Origin of the sequence: Rahnella sp. BCC 1045 (genome assembly GCF_019049615.1) — a bacterium.
GTDB lineage: Bacteria > Pseudomonadota > Gammaproteobacteria > Enterobacterales > Enterobacteriaceae > Rahnella > Rahnella contaminans.
Genome location: NZ_JAFMOZ010000130.1, coordinates 111,635 through 126,375, shown reverse-complemented (window position 1 = coordinate 126,375; position 14,741 = coordinate 111,635). Strand labels below are relative to the sequence as shown.

12 protein-coding genes are annotated in these 14,741 nt (G+C 55.4%); 11 read left to right on the top strand and 1 reads right to left on the bottom strand.

Annotation, left to right across the window (positions count from 1 at the left end):
• Positions 1-174 precede the first annotated feature (174 nt).
• Together J1782_RS15115 and J1782_RS15110 are read left to right on the top strand one after the other, a co-directional pair.
• Positions 175-2,841 (top strand): autotransporter outer membrane beta-barrel domain-containing protein, encoded by a 2,667-nt coding sequence (locus J1782_RS15115; RefSeq protein ID WP_217153445.1) that lies wholly within the window; start codon positions 175-177, stop codon positions 2,839-2,841.
• Between the two features lie 122 nt (positions 2,842-2,963).
• The gene (locus J1782_RS15110; protein ID WP_165060156.1) at positions 2,964-3,584 is read left to right on the top strand and encodes a helix-turn-helix domain-containing protein; all 621 of its coding nucleotides are present in this window, start codon (positions 2,964-2,966) and stop codon (positions 3,582-3,584) included.
• A gap of 131 nt (positions 3,585-3,715) precedes the next feature.
• On the opposite strand, the gene J1782_RS15105 is transcribed toward J1782_RS15110, so the two are convergent.
• Positions 3,716-4,420 (bottom strand): SDR family oxidoreductase, encoded by a 705-nt coding sequence (locus J1782_RS15105; RefSeq protein WP_165060159.1) that lies wholly within the window; start codon positions 4,418-4,420, stop codon positions 3,716-3,718.
• A 173-nt stretch (positions 4,421-4,593) separates the two neighbouring features.
• Here J1782_RS15105 and fecI point away from each other — a divergent pair, with 173 nt between their 5' ends.
• From fecI to J1782_RS15060, 9 genes are all read left to right on the top strand, one after another.
• The gene (gene fecI, locus J1782_RS15100; protein WP_165060162.1) at positions 4,594-5,112 is read left to right on the top strand and encodes a ferric citrate uptake sigma factor FecI; all 519 of its coding nucleotides are present in this window, start codon (positions 4,594-4,596) and stop codon (positions 5,110-5,112) included.
• A 5-nt stretch (positions 5,113-5,117) separates the two neighbouring features.
• Complete coding sequence (fecR, locus tag J1782_RS15095; protein ID WP_217153444.1) at positions 5,118-6,089, top strand: ferric citrate uptake sigma factor regulator FecR; 972 nt, start codon at positions 5,118-5,120, stop codon at positions 6,087-6,089.
• Between the two features lie 146 nt (positions 6,090-6,235).
• Entirely contained in the window at positions 6,236-8,596 is a 2,361-nt protein-coding gene (fecA, locus tag J1782_RS15090; RefSeq protein ID WP_217153443.1) for a TonB-dependent Fe(3+) dicitrate receptor FecA, read from the top strand.
• A 67-nt stretch (positions 8,597-8,663) separates the two neighbouring features.
• On the top strand, positions 8,664-9,569 hold the full coding sequence (locus J1782_RS15085; RefSeq protein ID WP_165060171.1) for a Fe(3+) dicitrate ABC transporter substrate-binding protein FecB: 906 nt from the start codon (positions 8,664-8,666) through the stop codon (positions 9,567-9,569).
• Positions 9,566-10,570 carry an iron-dicitrate ABC transporter permease FecC gene (gene fecC / locus J1782_RS15080; RefSeq protein ID WP_217153442.1) on the top strand — a complete coding sequence of 335 codons (1,005 nt, stop codon included), beginning with the start codon at positions 9,566-9,568 and terminating at the stop codon, positions 10,568-10,570. Before J1782_RS15085 ends, fecC begins: the two co-directional genes overlap by 4 nt.
• Positions 10,567-11,529, top strand: coding sequence for a Fe(3+) dicitrate ABC transporter permease subunit FecD (fecD, locus tag J1782_RS15075; RefSeq protein WP_217153441.1), 963 nt, complete (start codon positions 10,567-10,569; stop codon positions 11,527-11,529). Before fecC ends, fecD begins: the two co-directional genes overlap by 4 nt.
• Before the next feature lie 2 nt (positions 11,530-11,531).
• On the top strand, positions 11,532-12,299 hold the full coding sequence (gene fecE, locus J1782_RS15070) for a Fe(3+) dicitrate ABC transporter ATP-binding protein FecE (protein WP_217153440.1): 768 nt from the start codon (positions 11,532-11,534) through the stop codon (positions 12,297-12,299).
• Positions 12,300-12,409: 110 nt separating this feature from the next.
• Entirely contained in the window at positions 12,410-13,558 is a 1,149-nt protein-coding gene (gene lldD / locus J1782_RS15065; RefSeq protein ID WP_217153439.1) for an FMN-dependent L-lactate dehydrogenase LldD, read from the top strand.
• Between the two features lie 205 nt (positions 13,559-13,763).
• Positions 13,764-14,603 (top strand): MetQ/NlpA family ABC transporter substrate-binding protein, encoded by an 840-nt coding sequence (locus J1782_RS15060; RefSeq protein ID WP_165060178.1) that lies wholly within the window; start codon positions 13,764-13,766, stop codon positions 14,601-14,603.
• Positions 14,604-14,741 lie beyond the last annotated feature (138 nt).

Genomic DNA, 14,741 nt, shown 5'->3' with positions numbered 1-14,741 from the left:
GTTTTTTAATTTAAAATAAATAAAGTCCGTATCCGTATACTTTGCCAATCAAGATTGAACCTTTGTATCTTATTGTGAATAATTGATTTTGAAGTCGTGGTGGGGAATAAACCGTTAGCGCGTTTTTCATGTTGCTATGGTTTCTACTCAATTATTCAAATTAAAGGATTACAAATGAATCATCATAAAAAGGGTTTGTCTGTTTCAAAGTTAGCCGCCGCATGCTCATTGGCATTAATGGCTCAGGCATCCGCTTCGGATATTTCTAACACAAGCTATGAAACATTCTATTTTAATACGACCGATAACACGCCGTATTATCAGGGCTACGTTGGGTTCAATAACGGGCAAGACCTCACGACGCAGGGCAATATCTCGCCGGGGATTAACAATGCTGTCGTTCGTGGTGTGATCTCGACCTATTATCTGAACGCCAATGCCAGCGAAAACGCACTGAACATCACCAACAGCACCGTCCGCGGCATGATCACTTCTCAGTGCATGACCACAAACTGCGCCGCAGATACCCTGACAAACGCGGGCGTACTGTCATTAACCGTTGATAATTCGACGATTGATGACACCTACGAGCATTACAATTATGTCAACAATGCCAACGTGGCGGGCAGCATTGATACTTACAATCTGGGCACTGCCATTACGCTGGACCAGCAAAGTAATATCGTTTTGCGTAATAACTCCCGTGTGGCGGGTATTACATTAACGCAGGGTTATGACTGGGCAGCAGATTCAGCAAATAACGGCACTTCGTTTAATAATAACGTGACAATCAGTGATTCCGCGCTGACGTCAGGTGCCTGGTCTGAGCTGGATAACTCAGGTTTCTACGGTCAGTCCGGCAAACCTTCTGATTACCATAATGGTTCAGCGGGTTGGGATGATGTAGCGCTGGATGTCAGCGATTCTGCTGATGCCGTTCATTCGATGAAAACCAACGTGGTATTAGACCATTCCACGCTGACCGGCGATGTCGCATTTGCCAGTACCTTCAATGCGAATTTCTATCCGGCAGGGCATGACTCAAATGCGGATGGCACGCTGGATACCAATGGCGGCTACGCGCAGGATTCCCTGAATCAGGATGAATTAAACCTGACGCTGCAAAACGGCAGCAAATGGGTCGGCGCGGCCATGTCTTCGGTTGAATCGACGGCCACTTTATATGATGTGGCACCGAACAGTATTCTTCCTGAATCTGTTTACGACACCAGCGGCCACGTGGCCGGCAATCAGGTTTTCCAGAGCGGCCTGTTTAATGTCGCACTCGATACCGGTTCCCGGTGGGATACGCGCGGTAATTCCAATATCGACACGCTGACCGTGAATAACGGTTCGCTGGTGAATATTACCAACGCGTCTTCCTTGCTGGCGGATTCTGTTTCGCTCAACAATCTGTCCGGGCTGAACATCGCCAATGACGGTTTCGTGGCGACCGATACGCTGTCCCTCGACAACCAGAGCCAGGTTTCGCTGTTAAATGAAGGCGCAGAACTTTACGCAAACCAGATCACCGTTGACCGTCAGTCTCAGCTGAATTTAGGTCTGGGTCAGGTGGAAAGCCGCAATATGACGCTGGCTAACGGCGGCACATTCAACGTGGGAAGCCGTGCTTACATCCTGAATTCTGATCTGAATTCGACCGCAAGCCAGGTTCGTCAGGAGCAGGGTATCGTTGCCCTGAATTCTGATGGTCATCTGTCAGTGAATGGCGATGTGAACGGTAACTTCCGCGTCAATATCAACGACGCCACCGGCAAAGGCAGCGTTGCTGATTATAAAAACAAAGAAGTGATTCGTGTGTATGACAACAACACGGCCACTGCGGCAACGTTCACCGCCAACAATAAGGCCGATCTGGGTGCCTACCGTTATGAAGCGAAACAGGCTGGCGACACCGTTGTTCTCAAACAACGTGGCCTGACCGATGCCGCCAATATCGCCCTGAGCATTCCGTCCGCGAACACCAACATCTGGAATCTTGAGCAGGATATGCTGGCAAACCGCCTGAGCGCTGGCCGTCATTCCGGTGATGCAGGCGGCGTGTGGGCGAGCTACACAGGCGGTAATTTCAATGCCGATGGCAGCACGGTTTCCTACGATCAGGACGTCAACGGCATCATGATCGGTGTCGATAAAATGATTGAGGGCGATGCTAAGTGGATGCTGGGTATGGCCGCAGGCTTCGCGAAGGGTGATGTTTCTCATAAGAGCGGCAGCCTGGATCAGGATACTCAATCTGCACGTGTGTACGCTTCTGCCCAATTCGACAACCATGTCTTCTTAGACAGCTCACTGAGCTACAGCCGCTTTAGCAACGACCTGACCAGCGGTATGAGCGACGGGCAGCATGTTACGGCTGACAACGCTACCGACGGCTGGGGCTTTGGTCTGAAACTGGGCTACGACTGGGCGTTCAACGAAAGTGGTTATGTCACGCCGTATGCCGCCATCAGCGGTCTGTTCCAGAACAACGACAGCTATAAAGTGAGTAACGGGATGAACGTGGGTAGCCAGTCTTACAACAGCCTGCGCTACGAAGCCGGTGTTGATGCGGGTTACACCTTCAATTACGGCAGCGAACAGTCCCTGACGCCGTTCGTGAAACTGGCATATGTCTACGATGACGCGGGCGATAACGATGCACGTATAAACGGTGACCGTATCGACAACAGCATGAACGGTTCTGCGGTTCGCGCAGGGGTGGGCGGTCAGTTCAACTTCAGCAAAAACTTCGCAACCTATGCCGATACTGCTCTGCTGAAAGGCGGGGATGTTGACCAGGACTGGTCTGCAAACGTCGGTGTGAAATACCGCTGGTAATATCGGGTAAACGTCAGAAACGTTTAACCTGATTGCCTGAAATACGACTCCGGGCATACTTCACAAGGCTGTGAGTATGCCTGTTCGCCAATAACCTTACTCAATCTTGTCGGTTTTATACTATGTCAGAAAAACCACTGGAAATACTTCAGCAACTTCATGACTGTTTAATGGCAGAAGGTGTCTCTTTTACTTTTAATAAAGGAGAAAAGATTCAAATTGAGCAGGAAGAAAAGGAAAATATTGTCTATTTCCTCGAGTCGGGCTGTGTGTTTATTTATAATGAAGAGAAAGAATGGCTTCTGGATGTCGTCGATTCCGCTATGTTACTGGGCGCATCGGGCATCGTTTTCAAAGAATACGAAGGTTCCTGTGCCGTTGCTGTTAACGTCTGCCAGGGGTTCTGGCTGACCGCCAGCCGGGCAAAAGCGCTGCTCAATCAGAGCAATCTCTGGTACGAACTGAGCATCTGGCTGAGCTATCTGGCCTTCTACCTGAAACACCGTGAATGTGATCTGTTAGGCTCAAACAACTATTGTATTGTCCGCGCGATGTTAATCCGTATGCAAAGGATCAGGCCTGAGGTTCGCCAAAAATTAGGCGTTCTGGAGTTTATCCAGCAGCGCTCCAAAATATCGCGCACCGTGATTGCAGAAATACTCTGTGAATTACGCAAGGGTAATTATATCGAGATGGACAAGGGGAAGTTAATACAGATAAACCGTCTCCCGGCGAATTACTAATTTCTGACTGAATGTTATTTGCGTCAACACCGGTGAATTAAAATCAATCACAGAACGGGTAACCAAACCCGATAATAAAAAGCCTTTTTGCCCCGGAGTTTTTGCGCATTCCGGGGCATTTTTTTACGGGTCTACCGCTTCGCTTTATCCCGGCGCGGCCTCACTGCGATATCCGTAATCTGCGTATCGTCGCTGGCGCTGACCACCAGACGCACCGCCGCCGCGACCGATTCCGGCGTGCTGTATTCGCGCGGATCAATGGCGTCAAAATTGCCCTGACTTTCGCGGGTTTTGCGGTTCATCGGCGTATCCGTTGGCCCCGGCGCAACGGTGGAAACGCGCAAGCCGTGCTCCGTTTCTTCCTGACGCAACGCATGGGCTAGGGCGCTCAGTGCGAACTTAGAGGCACAATAGACCGTATTCCCGCCATCTGCTTTTGTCCCCGATCCCGAACCGATAAATACCACCTGACCTTCCTGTTTTCTCAGCGCCGGTAATGCCAGACGGGTGAACTCCGCTGGTGCGAAAACGTTGATAGAAAACTGCTTTTGCCACTCCTCCGGCGTCGCCTGTTCAAGGCGCAGTGGTTTGGAAATCGCCGCCGAATGTACCAGCACATCAATCACCGGTAACTCACGAACAAACTGCTCAACGGCACTGAAATCCAGCAGATCGATTTCAACCGCCTCCACGTTTTCGACCAGCCGCAGCGCAATCAGGCTGTCTTTATTACGCCCGAGCGCATAAACCTGATGATCGCGTGCCAGATTATGAACAATGGCCAGCCCGATACCGCTGGTTCCGCCGGTAACAACGGCGACAGGGAGTGAACTCATGATGTTTTCCTTGTGGTTTTTATTCAGGCTAACACCTGGCAGAGTTGTGATCGACGCACTTAATTGGCTTAGCATTTATGGCAGATGGGAAAGCGAATGATTCTCGATTGTAATGATAACTATTATCAATTATCATCCAATTGTGAATTTCTGGTCTGGTTATGTAACTTCCTATGTCCGCAAACGTTGCCGTTTCCCCGGTTCGTGCTTTTGAAGCACTTTACAGCTCGCATCACCGCTGGCTGAAAAACTGGCTCCAGTTCAAACTGGGGTCCGCCAGTGACGCAGACGATCTGGCGCAGGACACCTTTATGCGCGTTCTCACCGGCAATACCGCACAGGAAATTCGCGAACCCAAATCCTTTTTATGTACCGTTGCCCGCCGCGTGATGGTGGATTTTTTCCGCCGCAACGCGCTGGAACGTGCGTATCTCGACATGCTGGCGCTGATGCCGGAAGAACAGATGCCGTCGCCCGAACAGCGGCAATGTCTGCTCGAAACCCTGCAACAAATCGATACGATGCTCGACGGGCTGGGCGAGAAAGTGCGTCAGGCATTTTTACTCTCACAGCTTGAAGGGCTGACGTATCCGGTGATCGCCGAACGTCTGAACGTGTCGGTCAGTTCGGTCAAAAAATACATGGCGAAAGCCACCGAACACTGCCTGCTGTTCAGCATAGAACACGGCTGATTCCGATGAATACGTCCCTGACCGATAACCAGCGCCTGTCGCTGAAAATAGCCGCGCAGTGGTTCGCCACCTTGTGCTCGGGCGAGGTCACGCCGCAGCAAAACCAGAAATGGCAGCAGTGGCTGGCGCAGGATGAAGATCATCGCTGGGCGTGGCAGCGCGTGGAATCGTTGCAGGGGCAACTGCACAATATGCCCGGTAAATTCAGTTATCAGACGCTTAACCATGCGCGCCAGCAGTCGGATGTCACCCGCCGCCGTGTGCTGAAAAGCCTGGTGGTGTTGCTCGGTCTGGGGAGTACATGGGAAGCCTGGCAGTCGTCCGCCGGGCAGGGTTTGCTGGCCGATGCGCGCACGTCTACCGGCGAAATCAAAACCCTGCGCCTGCCGGATAACTCACAGCTTTCGCTCAATACTGCCAGCGCCGCCGATATCCGTTTTACCGACACACTGCGTCTTATCCGCCTGCATCAGGGCGAAATCAGCATTATCACCGCGCGCGATAATCAGCCGGTTCCGCGGCCATTTCTGGTCGAAACGCAACAGGGTATGTTACGCGCGCTGGGCACGGAATTTATCGTGCGCCAGCAGGATGGCGCCACGACGCTGAAGGTGCTCAAACACGCCGTGGAAATCACGTTGCGCGACCGGCCTGCGGGCGGTTTGCAAATCAGCGAAGGCCACGCGGTACGCTTTACCGGCAGTGCTTTCGGTGATGTCACCGCGGTAACCGGCGGTGCAGGGAGCTGGACCCACGGCGTGCTGAGCGTCAGCGACTGGCGTCTGGCGGATGTGATTGCCGAGCTGGCCCGTTACCGCCACGGTCATCTGAGCTGCGACCCGTCAGTGGCTGATTTACGCATCAGCGGCACGTTCCCGCTGAAGGATACCGACAGCGTGCTGGAAATTCTTTCACGAACACTTCCCGTGAAAATTCAGACGGCTACGCGTTACTGGGTGAAAGTGGTGCCTGTGTAATGTCCCGGTAAAATTCTTCCCGCAAATAAAAATGATAAATAATCGCATTCGCGGTTGTCCCTTTTCCATTCTCATCCGACTCCTGAGTAACACCTAAAAAACTGCCTGAAAAATCACACAGTAAAAAACATAAAATCGGAGACGGTATGTCCATTTCACGCTCACGCGTTATTCGTTCTTTTCGCAAAACAACACCACTGGCGATTGCCATTCACTGTGCCATTCTTCCTGCCGCACTGCTGACGTCGCTGCCGGTAGCCGCCGCGGTGCAGTCTGCGTCTTATCAAATTGCGGCCGGGGATCTGGATACCGCGCTGAACCAGTTCGCGGCCAAAGCCGGGATTACGCTTTCTGTGGATGCCTCGCTGACGCGTGGAAAACACAGCAGCGGCTTGCAGGGAAGTTACACTGTCACTGATGGTCTGACGACGTTACTGGCAAACAGCGGGCTGGAAGCCAGACCGCTGGGCAATAATGCGTTCACTCTGGCGGTTATGCCTGCGCCGGTGCAGGCACCGGAATCCCTGACGGTGGTCGGAGACTGGCTGGCGGACGCGCGTGAAAACGATGTTTTTGAGCACGGCGGGGCGCGTGATGTGATCCGCCGTGAAGATTTTGTGAAGACCGGCGCGACAACCGTTCGTGAAGTGATGAACCGCATTCCGGGCGTCAATGCGCCGGAAAACAACGGTACCGGCAGCCATGACATGGCGATGAACTTCGGCATCCGTGGCCTGAACCCACGTCTCGCCAGCCGTTCAACCGTGCTGATGGACGGTATTCCGGTGCCGTTCGCGCCTTACGGCCAGCCGCAACTTTCCCTCGCGCCGGTTTCACTTGGCAACATGGATGCGGTGGACGTGGTGCGTGGCGGCGGTGCGGTGCGTTACGGACCGCAAAGCGTCGGCGGCGTGGTGAACTTTGTCACCCGCGCCATCCCGAAAGATTTCGGTATCGAAGCCGGCATGGAAGGGCTGCTCAGCCCGACGTCCAGCCAGAATGACCCGAAAGGCACCGGCAATCTGATGGTAGGCGGCACGGCGGATAACGGTCTCGGCGGCGCGCTGCTTTACTCCGGGACGCGCGGCAGCGACTGGCGCGAACACAGCGCCACCAAAATTGACGATGTGATGCTCAAAACCCGTTACGCGCCGAACGACGTCCACACGTTCAACAGCCTGCTGCAATATTACGAAGGCCGCGCGGAAATGCCGGGCGGTTTATCCCGTGCCGCGTATAACGCCGACCGTTTTCAGTCCACGCGCCCTTATGACGAATTCTGGGGCCGCCGCCAGCTGGCGAGTTTTGGCTATCAGTATCAGCCCGACCAACAGCATAAATTCAATGTGCAAACGTTCTACACCTACACGCTGCGCAGCGGTTATCTCGATCAGGGTAAAAACCTGACGCTTTCCCCGCGCCAGTATTGGGTTCGCGGCGTTGAACCGCGCTACAGCCAGAGCTTCAACCTCGGCCAGACCGCGCATGAAGTGGGCGTCGGTTACCGTTATGTCAGCGAATCCACCCACGAATTGCGCTATTACAGCCCGGCCAAATCCGGCGTTCTGCCGACCGGCGACAGCCCGTATGACCGCGATACGCAATCCGGCACGCAGGCAAATGCGTTTTATGTTGATGACCGCATTGACGTCGGCGACTGGACCATCACGCCGGGCATGCGTTACGAGCACATTCAGTCGTATCAGAACAACTACATCAAAGGCACCAGGCAGGAAATCAGCTACAACGCGCCGCTGCCTGCACTGAACGTCGTTTATCACATGAACGAGGCGTGGAATATTTATGCCAATACCGAAGGTTCTTTCGGCACGGTGCAGTACAGCCAGATTGGCAAAGCGGTGGACAGCGGCAGTATCGAGCCGGAAAAAGCCCGCACCTGGGAGCTGGGAACGCGCTTTGATAACAGCGTTGTGAAAGCGGAAGTCGGGCTGTTCCTGATCAACTTCAACAATCAGTACGACTCCAACCAGACCACGGACAGCGTCACCGCGCGCGGAAAAACCCGTCATACCGGTCTGGAAAGCCAGATTCGTTACGACCTCGCTGATTTGTCGCCAAAACTCGAAAACTTCTCCGCTTACGCCAGCTATGCGTATGTGAATGCCGTCATTCGTGAATCCGGCGATACGCAGGGCAACCAGGTACCGTTTTCCCCGAAAAACAAAGGCACGCTGGGGCTGGATTACACACCGGGCAACTGGTTCTTCAACGTCAACAGCGAATACCAGTCCGGCCAGTTTGCGGATAACGCCAACACCGTCGAAGAAAGTGCCGACGGCAGCACCGGTCGCATTCCCGGCTTCATGCTGTGGGGCGCCCGCGCCGGTTATCAGTTTGGCCCGGACATGGCGAACCTGAATCTGGCCTTCGGCGTGAAGAATATCTTCGACCACGAATACTTCACGCGTGCGTATGACGATAACAACAAAGGGATTTATGCCGGACAGCCACGCACGTTGTATATGCAGGGTTCCCTGAAATTCTGATGGTTTAAAACGCCGGGCTTAGCGTGACGACGCCCGGTTTTTCCCTTTTCACCCGCACAGAGGTCCTATGTCTTTCTTCTCCCGCTTTGCGCTTTTTATCGGTTTATGTTTTTCGCTGGGCACCGCGCAGGCCGTGACGGTGACTGACCAGCAGGGCACTTTTACGCTCGATACGGCGCCTGAACGCGTCGTCGTTCTGGAGCTGTCTTTTGTGGATGCGCTGGCCGTGGTGGATGTCAGCCCGGTGGGCGTGGCCGATGATAACGACGCGGAACGTATTTTGCCGGAAGTGCGCCAGCGTATCAGCGCGTGGAAATCCGTCGGCACGCGATCGCAGCCGAGCCTCGAGGCGATTGCCGCGCTGAAACCGGATCTGATTATTGCCGACAGCAGCCGTCATGGCGGCATTTACGCCGCGCTGAAAGGGATTGCGCCGACGCTGATGCTGAAATCCCGCAACGAAACCTACAATGAGAACCTGGAATCGGCGGCGATCATCGGCAAAGTGCTGGGGAAAGACGCGCTGATGCAGCAGCGTCTGGCGGAACATCATCAGCGGATGCAGGCGTTTTCCAGTCAGTTACCGAAAGGCACGCAGGTGGTGTTCGGCACCTCGCGCGAACAGCAATTTAACCTGCATACGCGCGATTCCTACACCGGCAGCGTGCTGACCTCGCTCGGGCTGATTGTGCCGGAACCGGTGAATCAGCAGGCGCTGGCCAACATCAGTTTCGAGCAGTTGCTGGCGATCAACCCGGACTGGCTGATTGTCGCGCACTACCGTCAGGAAAGTATTGTGCGTGCATGGCAGAAGGATCCGCTCTGGCAAATGATGAAAGCCGCGCAAAAAAATCAGATTGCGGCGGTCGATGCTAACGTCTGGGCGAGAATGCGCGGGGTGTTTGCCGCTGAGCATATCGGCCATGACGTGGTGCAGATTCTGCATCATCAGGCGCCTGCCACCGCACCATGAAAGCGGTGAAAACGATCGTAACGGGGTGGCGCTGGACGCTGCCTCTGCTCATATTGAGCGTCATCTTCTGGCTGACGCTTTTTTGCCGTTCTGCGGTGCCGATTGGCGCGGTGGAATCTCTGCGCGCGCTGATTCCCGGCCCGCCTGCAACACTGGCGCAGGCGCTGGTGCTCAACCTGCGGTTACCGCGCAGCCTGGTGGCGATGTTGCTCGGTGCCAGCCTGGCGCTGGCGGGCAGCCTGCTGCAAACCCTGACCCGCAATCCGCTGGCGTCTCCCTCGCTGTTTGGCATTAACGCCGGTGCATCGCTGGCGATGGTGGTGGTCAGCGCACTCAGCCCGCAGCTGTTTTCGGGGTTCAGCATTGCGCTGGTGGCAGCCGCTGGCGGCGGTATCAGCTGGAGCATGGTGATGCTGACTGGCGGCGGATGGCAACAGTCGGGTGACCGCAGCCGGTTGATCCTCGCCGGAGTGGCCGTGTCGGCGCTGTGCGCTGCGCTGGCAAAAGCGACGCTGATCCTCTCAGAAGATCACGCATACGGCATTCTCAACTGGCTGGCCGGAGGCGTCGCGCACGCCCGCTGGCCGGAGTTCTGGCATCTGTTCCCTTTCACCCTCATTATCGCGCCCTGGGTTTTGCTGCTTGCCAGCCGCCTGAACCTGTTACAGGTGAGTGATGAAAGCGCGCAGACGCTCGGCGTAAACCTGCCGCGCTTGCGGCTGATAATCAATCTTATGGTGTTATTGCTGGTCGGTGCCTGCGTCAGCGTCGCCGGGCCTCTGGCGTTTATCGGGCTGCTGGTGCCGCACATTTCCCGCTACTGGATTGGTTATGATTTACGCCGCATGTTGCCGGTGAGCATGATTTTTGGCGCAACGCTGATGCTGCTGGCGGATTTGCTGGCGCGTATTCTGGCGTGGCCGGGTGAATTACCGGCAGGCGTAGTGCTGGCGCTGATTGGCGCGCCATTCTTTGTCTGGCTGGTGAGGACGCGCACATGACCCGGCAGTTCACGGTATTCACCGTTCTGACCAGCCTGTTGCTGCTGACCTTCGTGATTTCGCTGCGTTACGGCACGCACACGCTGACGTTTGAACAAATGCGTCTGGCGTTCGCACCCGCCGGTGACAACCATTTTCCGCTGATCGAATATCGCCTGCCGCGCGCGCTGCTGGCGGTGCTGGTCGGTGCGGCGCTGGCGCTTTCCGGCGTACTGGTGCAGGGCATTATCCGCAATCCGCTGGCGTCGCCGGACATACTGGGCGTTAACCATGCCGCCGGACTGATGTCGGTCAGCGCGCTGATGCTGTTCCCCGCGCTTTCCGTGCTGTGGCTGCCGCCGCTGGCCTTCCTGGGTGGGATAGCCGCGTTTGTGTTGCTGCGCCTGATGTCCGGCCGTTCCGCGCCTTTGAAGCTGGCGTTGACCGGCGTCGCGCTGACCGCATTTTACGCCAGCCTGACCGATTACCTGATGCTCTCGCGCCCGATGGAAATCAACAGCGCACTGCTGTGGCTGACCGGAAGTCTGTGGGGACGCGGCTGGAATTTCGTCGAAATCGTCGCGCCGTGGTTGCTGATATTACTGCCGCTCAGCCTTTGGTTCTGCCGCGATCTGGACGTTATGGCGCTCGGTGACGAAAGTGCCTCGACGCTGGGGATCCGCGTTTCCCGCGTACAGCGTCTGGTGTTATTGCTGGCCGTCGCACTGGCCGCCATCAGCGTTGCCGCCTGCGGCCCGGTCGGGTTTATCGGGCTGGTCGCACCGCATCTGACCCGTAAACTGGTCGGCGGAAGGCACCGCGTTTTGATCCCCGCGTCAATGCTTGTCGGGGCGCTGATTTTACTGCTGGCCGACGTGCTGGCGCGCACCCTGCATCCGCCGCTGGAGCTGCCTGCGGGCGTTTTAACGGCGGTGATAGGTGCACCGTATTTCTTCTGGCTTCTGATGAGAACCCGCTGACTATGCAACTGAGTGCAGAAAATCTGTACGCCGGATACGGCAATAAATCCATTCTGAACGGACTGTCGGTGGCCCTTCCGGCCGGAAAAATCACCGCGCTGATCGGCCCGAACGGCTGCGGAAAATCGACGCTGCTGAAATGTTTTTCCCGCCTGCTGACGCCGGAGTCCGGCACGTTGCGGCTGCAAGGAGACGATATTTCCCGGCTACATGGCCGCGCGCTTGCCCGTAAACTGGCGCTGTTGCCGCAACAACACGTCGCGCCGGAAGGGATCCGCGTGCGGGAACTGGTCGGCTATGGCCGGAGCCCGTGGCTGAATTTATGGGGCAGGCTGGGGGAGCAGGATCACGCGAGGGTCTCGCGCGCGATGCAAGAAACGAATATTGGTGATCTGGCCGAAAAATTAGTCAGCGAGCTCTCCGGCGGACAGCGTCAGCGCGTATTTCTGGCGATGGTACTGGCGCAGGATACGCCGCTTGTTTTGCTCGACGAGCCGACAACGTATCTCGATATCAGCCATCAGGTTGAGCTGATGAATTTACTGCGCCGCCAGAATCAGCAGGGCAAAACGGTGGTCGCTGTGCTGCATGACCTCAATCAGGCCAGCCGTTATTGCGATTATCTGGTCATGATGGCGGCCGGAAAAATAGTTGCACAAGGCTCGCCGGAAGCCGTAATGACGCCTGCGCTGCTGGCACAGGTCTTTGATATTGATGCGCAAATCCATCCCGAGCCGGTTTCCGGTATGCCGATGTGCATTGTGAAATAGTTTTTCATTTTTCGTTGTCATTGTTTTCTATCGACTTGTCTGTTTTGAACTACACTTTTTGCACCCCTACGCGCCAGAGAGCGCAAGACAAAGATAACGAGAAAAACACGATGATTATTTCTGCATCAACGGACTACCGCGCGGCGGCAAAAAGTAAATTGCCGCCATTTCTGTTTCACTACATCGACGGCGGCGCGTACAACGAACACACCCTGCGCCGCAACACTTCGGATCTGGCCGATATCGCCCTGCGCCAGCGCATCCTGAAAAACATGTCCGATCTCAGCCTTGAGACGCAACTGTTTGGCGAAAAACTGGCAATGCCAGTGGTGCTGGCACCGGTCGGCCTGACCGGCATGTACGCACGTCGTGGTGAAGTTCAGGCGGCGCGCGCGGCAGCCAAAAAAGGCATTCCGTTCACGCTTTCCACCGTTTCCGTTTGTCCGATTGAAGAAGTCGCACCGGCCATCGACCGCCCGATGTGGTTCCAGCTTTACGTCTTAAAAGATCGCGGATTTATGCGCAATGCGCTGGAACGCGCGCAGGCGGCAGGCGTGAAAACGCTGGTCTTTACCGTCGATATGCCGGTGCCCGGCGCACGTTATCGGGACGCTCATTCTGGTATGAGCGGCCCGAACGCCGCCGCGCGCCGCATGTTGCAGGCCGTTTTGTATCCGCAATGGGCGTGGGACGTCGGCGTAAACGGCAAACCGCATGACCTCGGCAACGTTTCAGCCTATCTCGGCAAACCGACCGGGCTGGAAGATTACATCGGCTGGCTGGGCACCAACTTTGACCCGTCGATATCGTGGAAAGATCTGGAGTGGATCCGGGAGTTCTGGAAAGGCCCGATGATCATTAAAGGCATTCTTGACCCGGAAGACGCCAGGGACGCCGTGCGGTTTGGCGCAGACGGCATCGTGGTATCGAACCACGGCGGCCGCCAGCTCGACGGCGTGCTTTCCACTGCGCACGCGCTGCCTGCCATCGCTGACGCCGTAAAAGGCGACATCACCATTCTCGCCGATTCCGGCATCCGCACCGGCCTGGACGTGGTCCGCATGATCGCGCTCGGCGCCGACAGCGTGCTGCTCGGGCGCGCCTTTGTCTACGCACTGGCCGCGGCAGGTGAGGCGGGCGTCATCAACCTGCTGACTCTGATCGAAAAAGAAATGCGCGTCGCCATGACGCTGACTGGCGCGAAATCTATTTCAGAAATCAGCGCCGAATCGCTGGTCTACGGGCGAAGCGTGCGGTGATTTGATGCCGGAAAGGCAGCGATAATGTTTGTGAGGTGTCGCTGTCTTTATTATTTATCTGCTTTTTGAATATCTCAATTTTCCAGATATCCATGGGAGAAATGCGTATAAGTAACGGCCTGTAAATATGTCAGCATAGATTTGTCCGGGTTAATCCTCAGGGCGCCATCACCTCAATTAAAAAAGTTAATTTTAGGGAATGTCTATGCTGAAAAATATCGCTTTGCCGGTTTCTAAATCGCTTTCTTTTGCAGGTCGTCTGACGGCTGTTGCAGCATTGCTTTCCTCCTTGTCCGCCTGGGCGGCAGAGCCGTTGCGCGTGCAGGCCGATCCGGTCCCTCATGCGGAAATTCTGGCGTATGTGCAGAAAATCGACCCAAGTCTGAATCTCAAAGTGATCGAAATTCCGAGCGGGGTGAATCCGAATGAGTTGCTGGCGCACGGCGATGTGGATGCCAACTATTTCCAGCACGTGCCGTATTTGCTGTCGCAGGAAAAGGCGCTGAAAGAGAAGTTTGAAGTCGCCGCGACGGTGCATATCGAGCCGCTCGGCGTATATTCCAGCCGTCACAAAAGCTATGCGGAAGTGCCGCAAAATGGCACCGTTGCCGTCCCGAATAACGAAACCAATCTCAGCCGCGCGTTGTATTTACTGCAAAGTCAGGGGCTGATTACGCTGAAACCGGGCTTCACCGATCCGGCGAAAAATCAGGCCACGCCGCGTGATATCGCCACCAACCCGAAAAACCTGAAGATTCTGGAAGTCGAATCCCCGCAAATCCCGCGTTCATTACCGGATGTCGATCTGGCGGTCATTAACGGCAACTTCGCGCTGGAAGCCGGGCTGAGCCCGGCAAAAGACGCGCTGGGGCTGGAGAAAGCGAAGGGAAATCCTTATGCGAATATTCTGGTGACGACCGAAAAACTTAAAAATGATCCACGGATTAAGCAACTGGCGAAAGATCTCGAATCGCCGCAGGTCGCAGAGTTTATTAAAGAGAAGTTTAAAGGATCGGTGTTACCGGTGGCGGCTGCGAAAAGTTGATTTTTGGGCTCGCCGCCCAAGCTGGCTTTTAGGTCAAAACCGTGGGCGCCGGCCCACACAGGGTTAAGGAGCGTAAACGCGCTCCTTAACTTTTTAACTGCGCGCTGCCGCTCACCGTCCCGGTTATACCCGATACGG

Excerpts from the sequence above, each read along its gene's own strand:
- J1782_RS15115 (WP_217153445.1), top strand. The coding sequence starts at position 175 with ATGAATCATCATAAAAAGGGTTTGTCTGTTTCAAAGTTAGCCGCCGCA.
- J1782_RS15110 (WP_165060156.1), top strand. The coding sequence starts at position 2,964 with ATGTCAGAAAAACCACTGGAAATACTTCAGCAACTTCATGACTGTTTA.
- J1782_RS15105 (WP_165060159.1), bottom strand. The coding sequence starts at position 4,420 with ATGAGTTCACTCCCTGTCGCCGTTGTTACCGGCGGAACCAGCGGTATC.
- fecI (WP_165060162.1), top strand. The coding sequence starts at position 4,594 with ATGTCCGCAAACGTTGCCGTTTCCCCGGTTCGTGCTTTTGAAGCACTT.
- fecR (WP_217153444.1), top strand. The coding sequence starts at position 5,118 with ATGAATACGTCCCTGACCGATAACCAGCGCCTGTCGCTGAAAATAGCC.
- fecA (WP_217153443.1), top strand. The coding sequence starts at position 6,236 with ATGTCCATTTCACGCTCACGCGTTATTCGTTCTTTTCGCAAAACAACA.
- J1782_RS15085 (WP_165060171.1), top strand. The coding sequence starts at position 8,664 with ATGTCTTTCTTCTCCCGCTTTGCGCTTTTTATCGGTTTATGTTTTTCG.
- fecC (WP_217153442.1), top strand. The coding sequence starts at position 9,566 with ATGAAAGCGGTGAAAACGATCGTAACGGGGTGGCGCTGGACGCTGCCT.
- fecD (WP_217153441.1), top strand. The coding sequence starts at position 10,567 with ATGACCCGGCAGTTCACGGTATTCACCGTTCTGACCAGCCTGTTGCTG.
- fecE (WP_217153440.1), top strand. The coding sequence starts at position 11,532 with ATGCAACTGAGTGCAGAAAATCTGTACGCCGGATACGGCAATAAATCC.
- lldD (WP_217153439.1), top strand. The coding sequence starts at position 12,410 with ATGATTATTTCTGCATCAACGGACTACCGCGCGGCGGCAAAAAGTAAA.
- J1782_RS15060 (WP_165060178.1), top strand. The coding sequence starts at position 13,764 with ATGCTGAAAAATATCGCTTTGCCGGTTTCTAAATCGCTTTCTTTTGCA.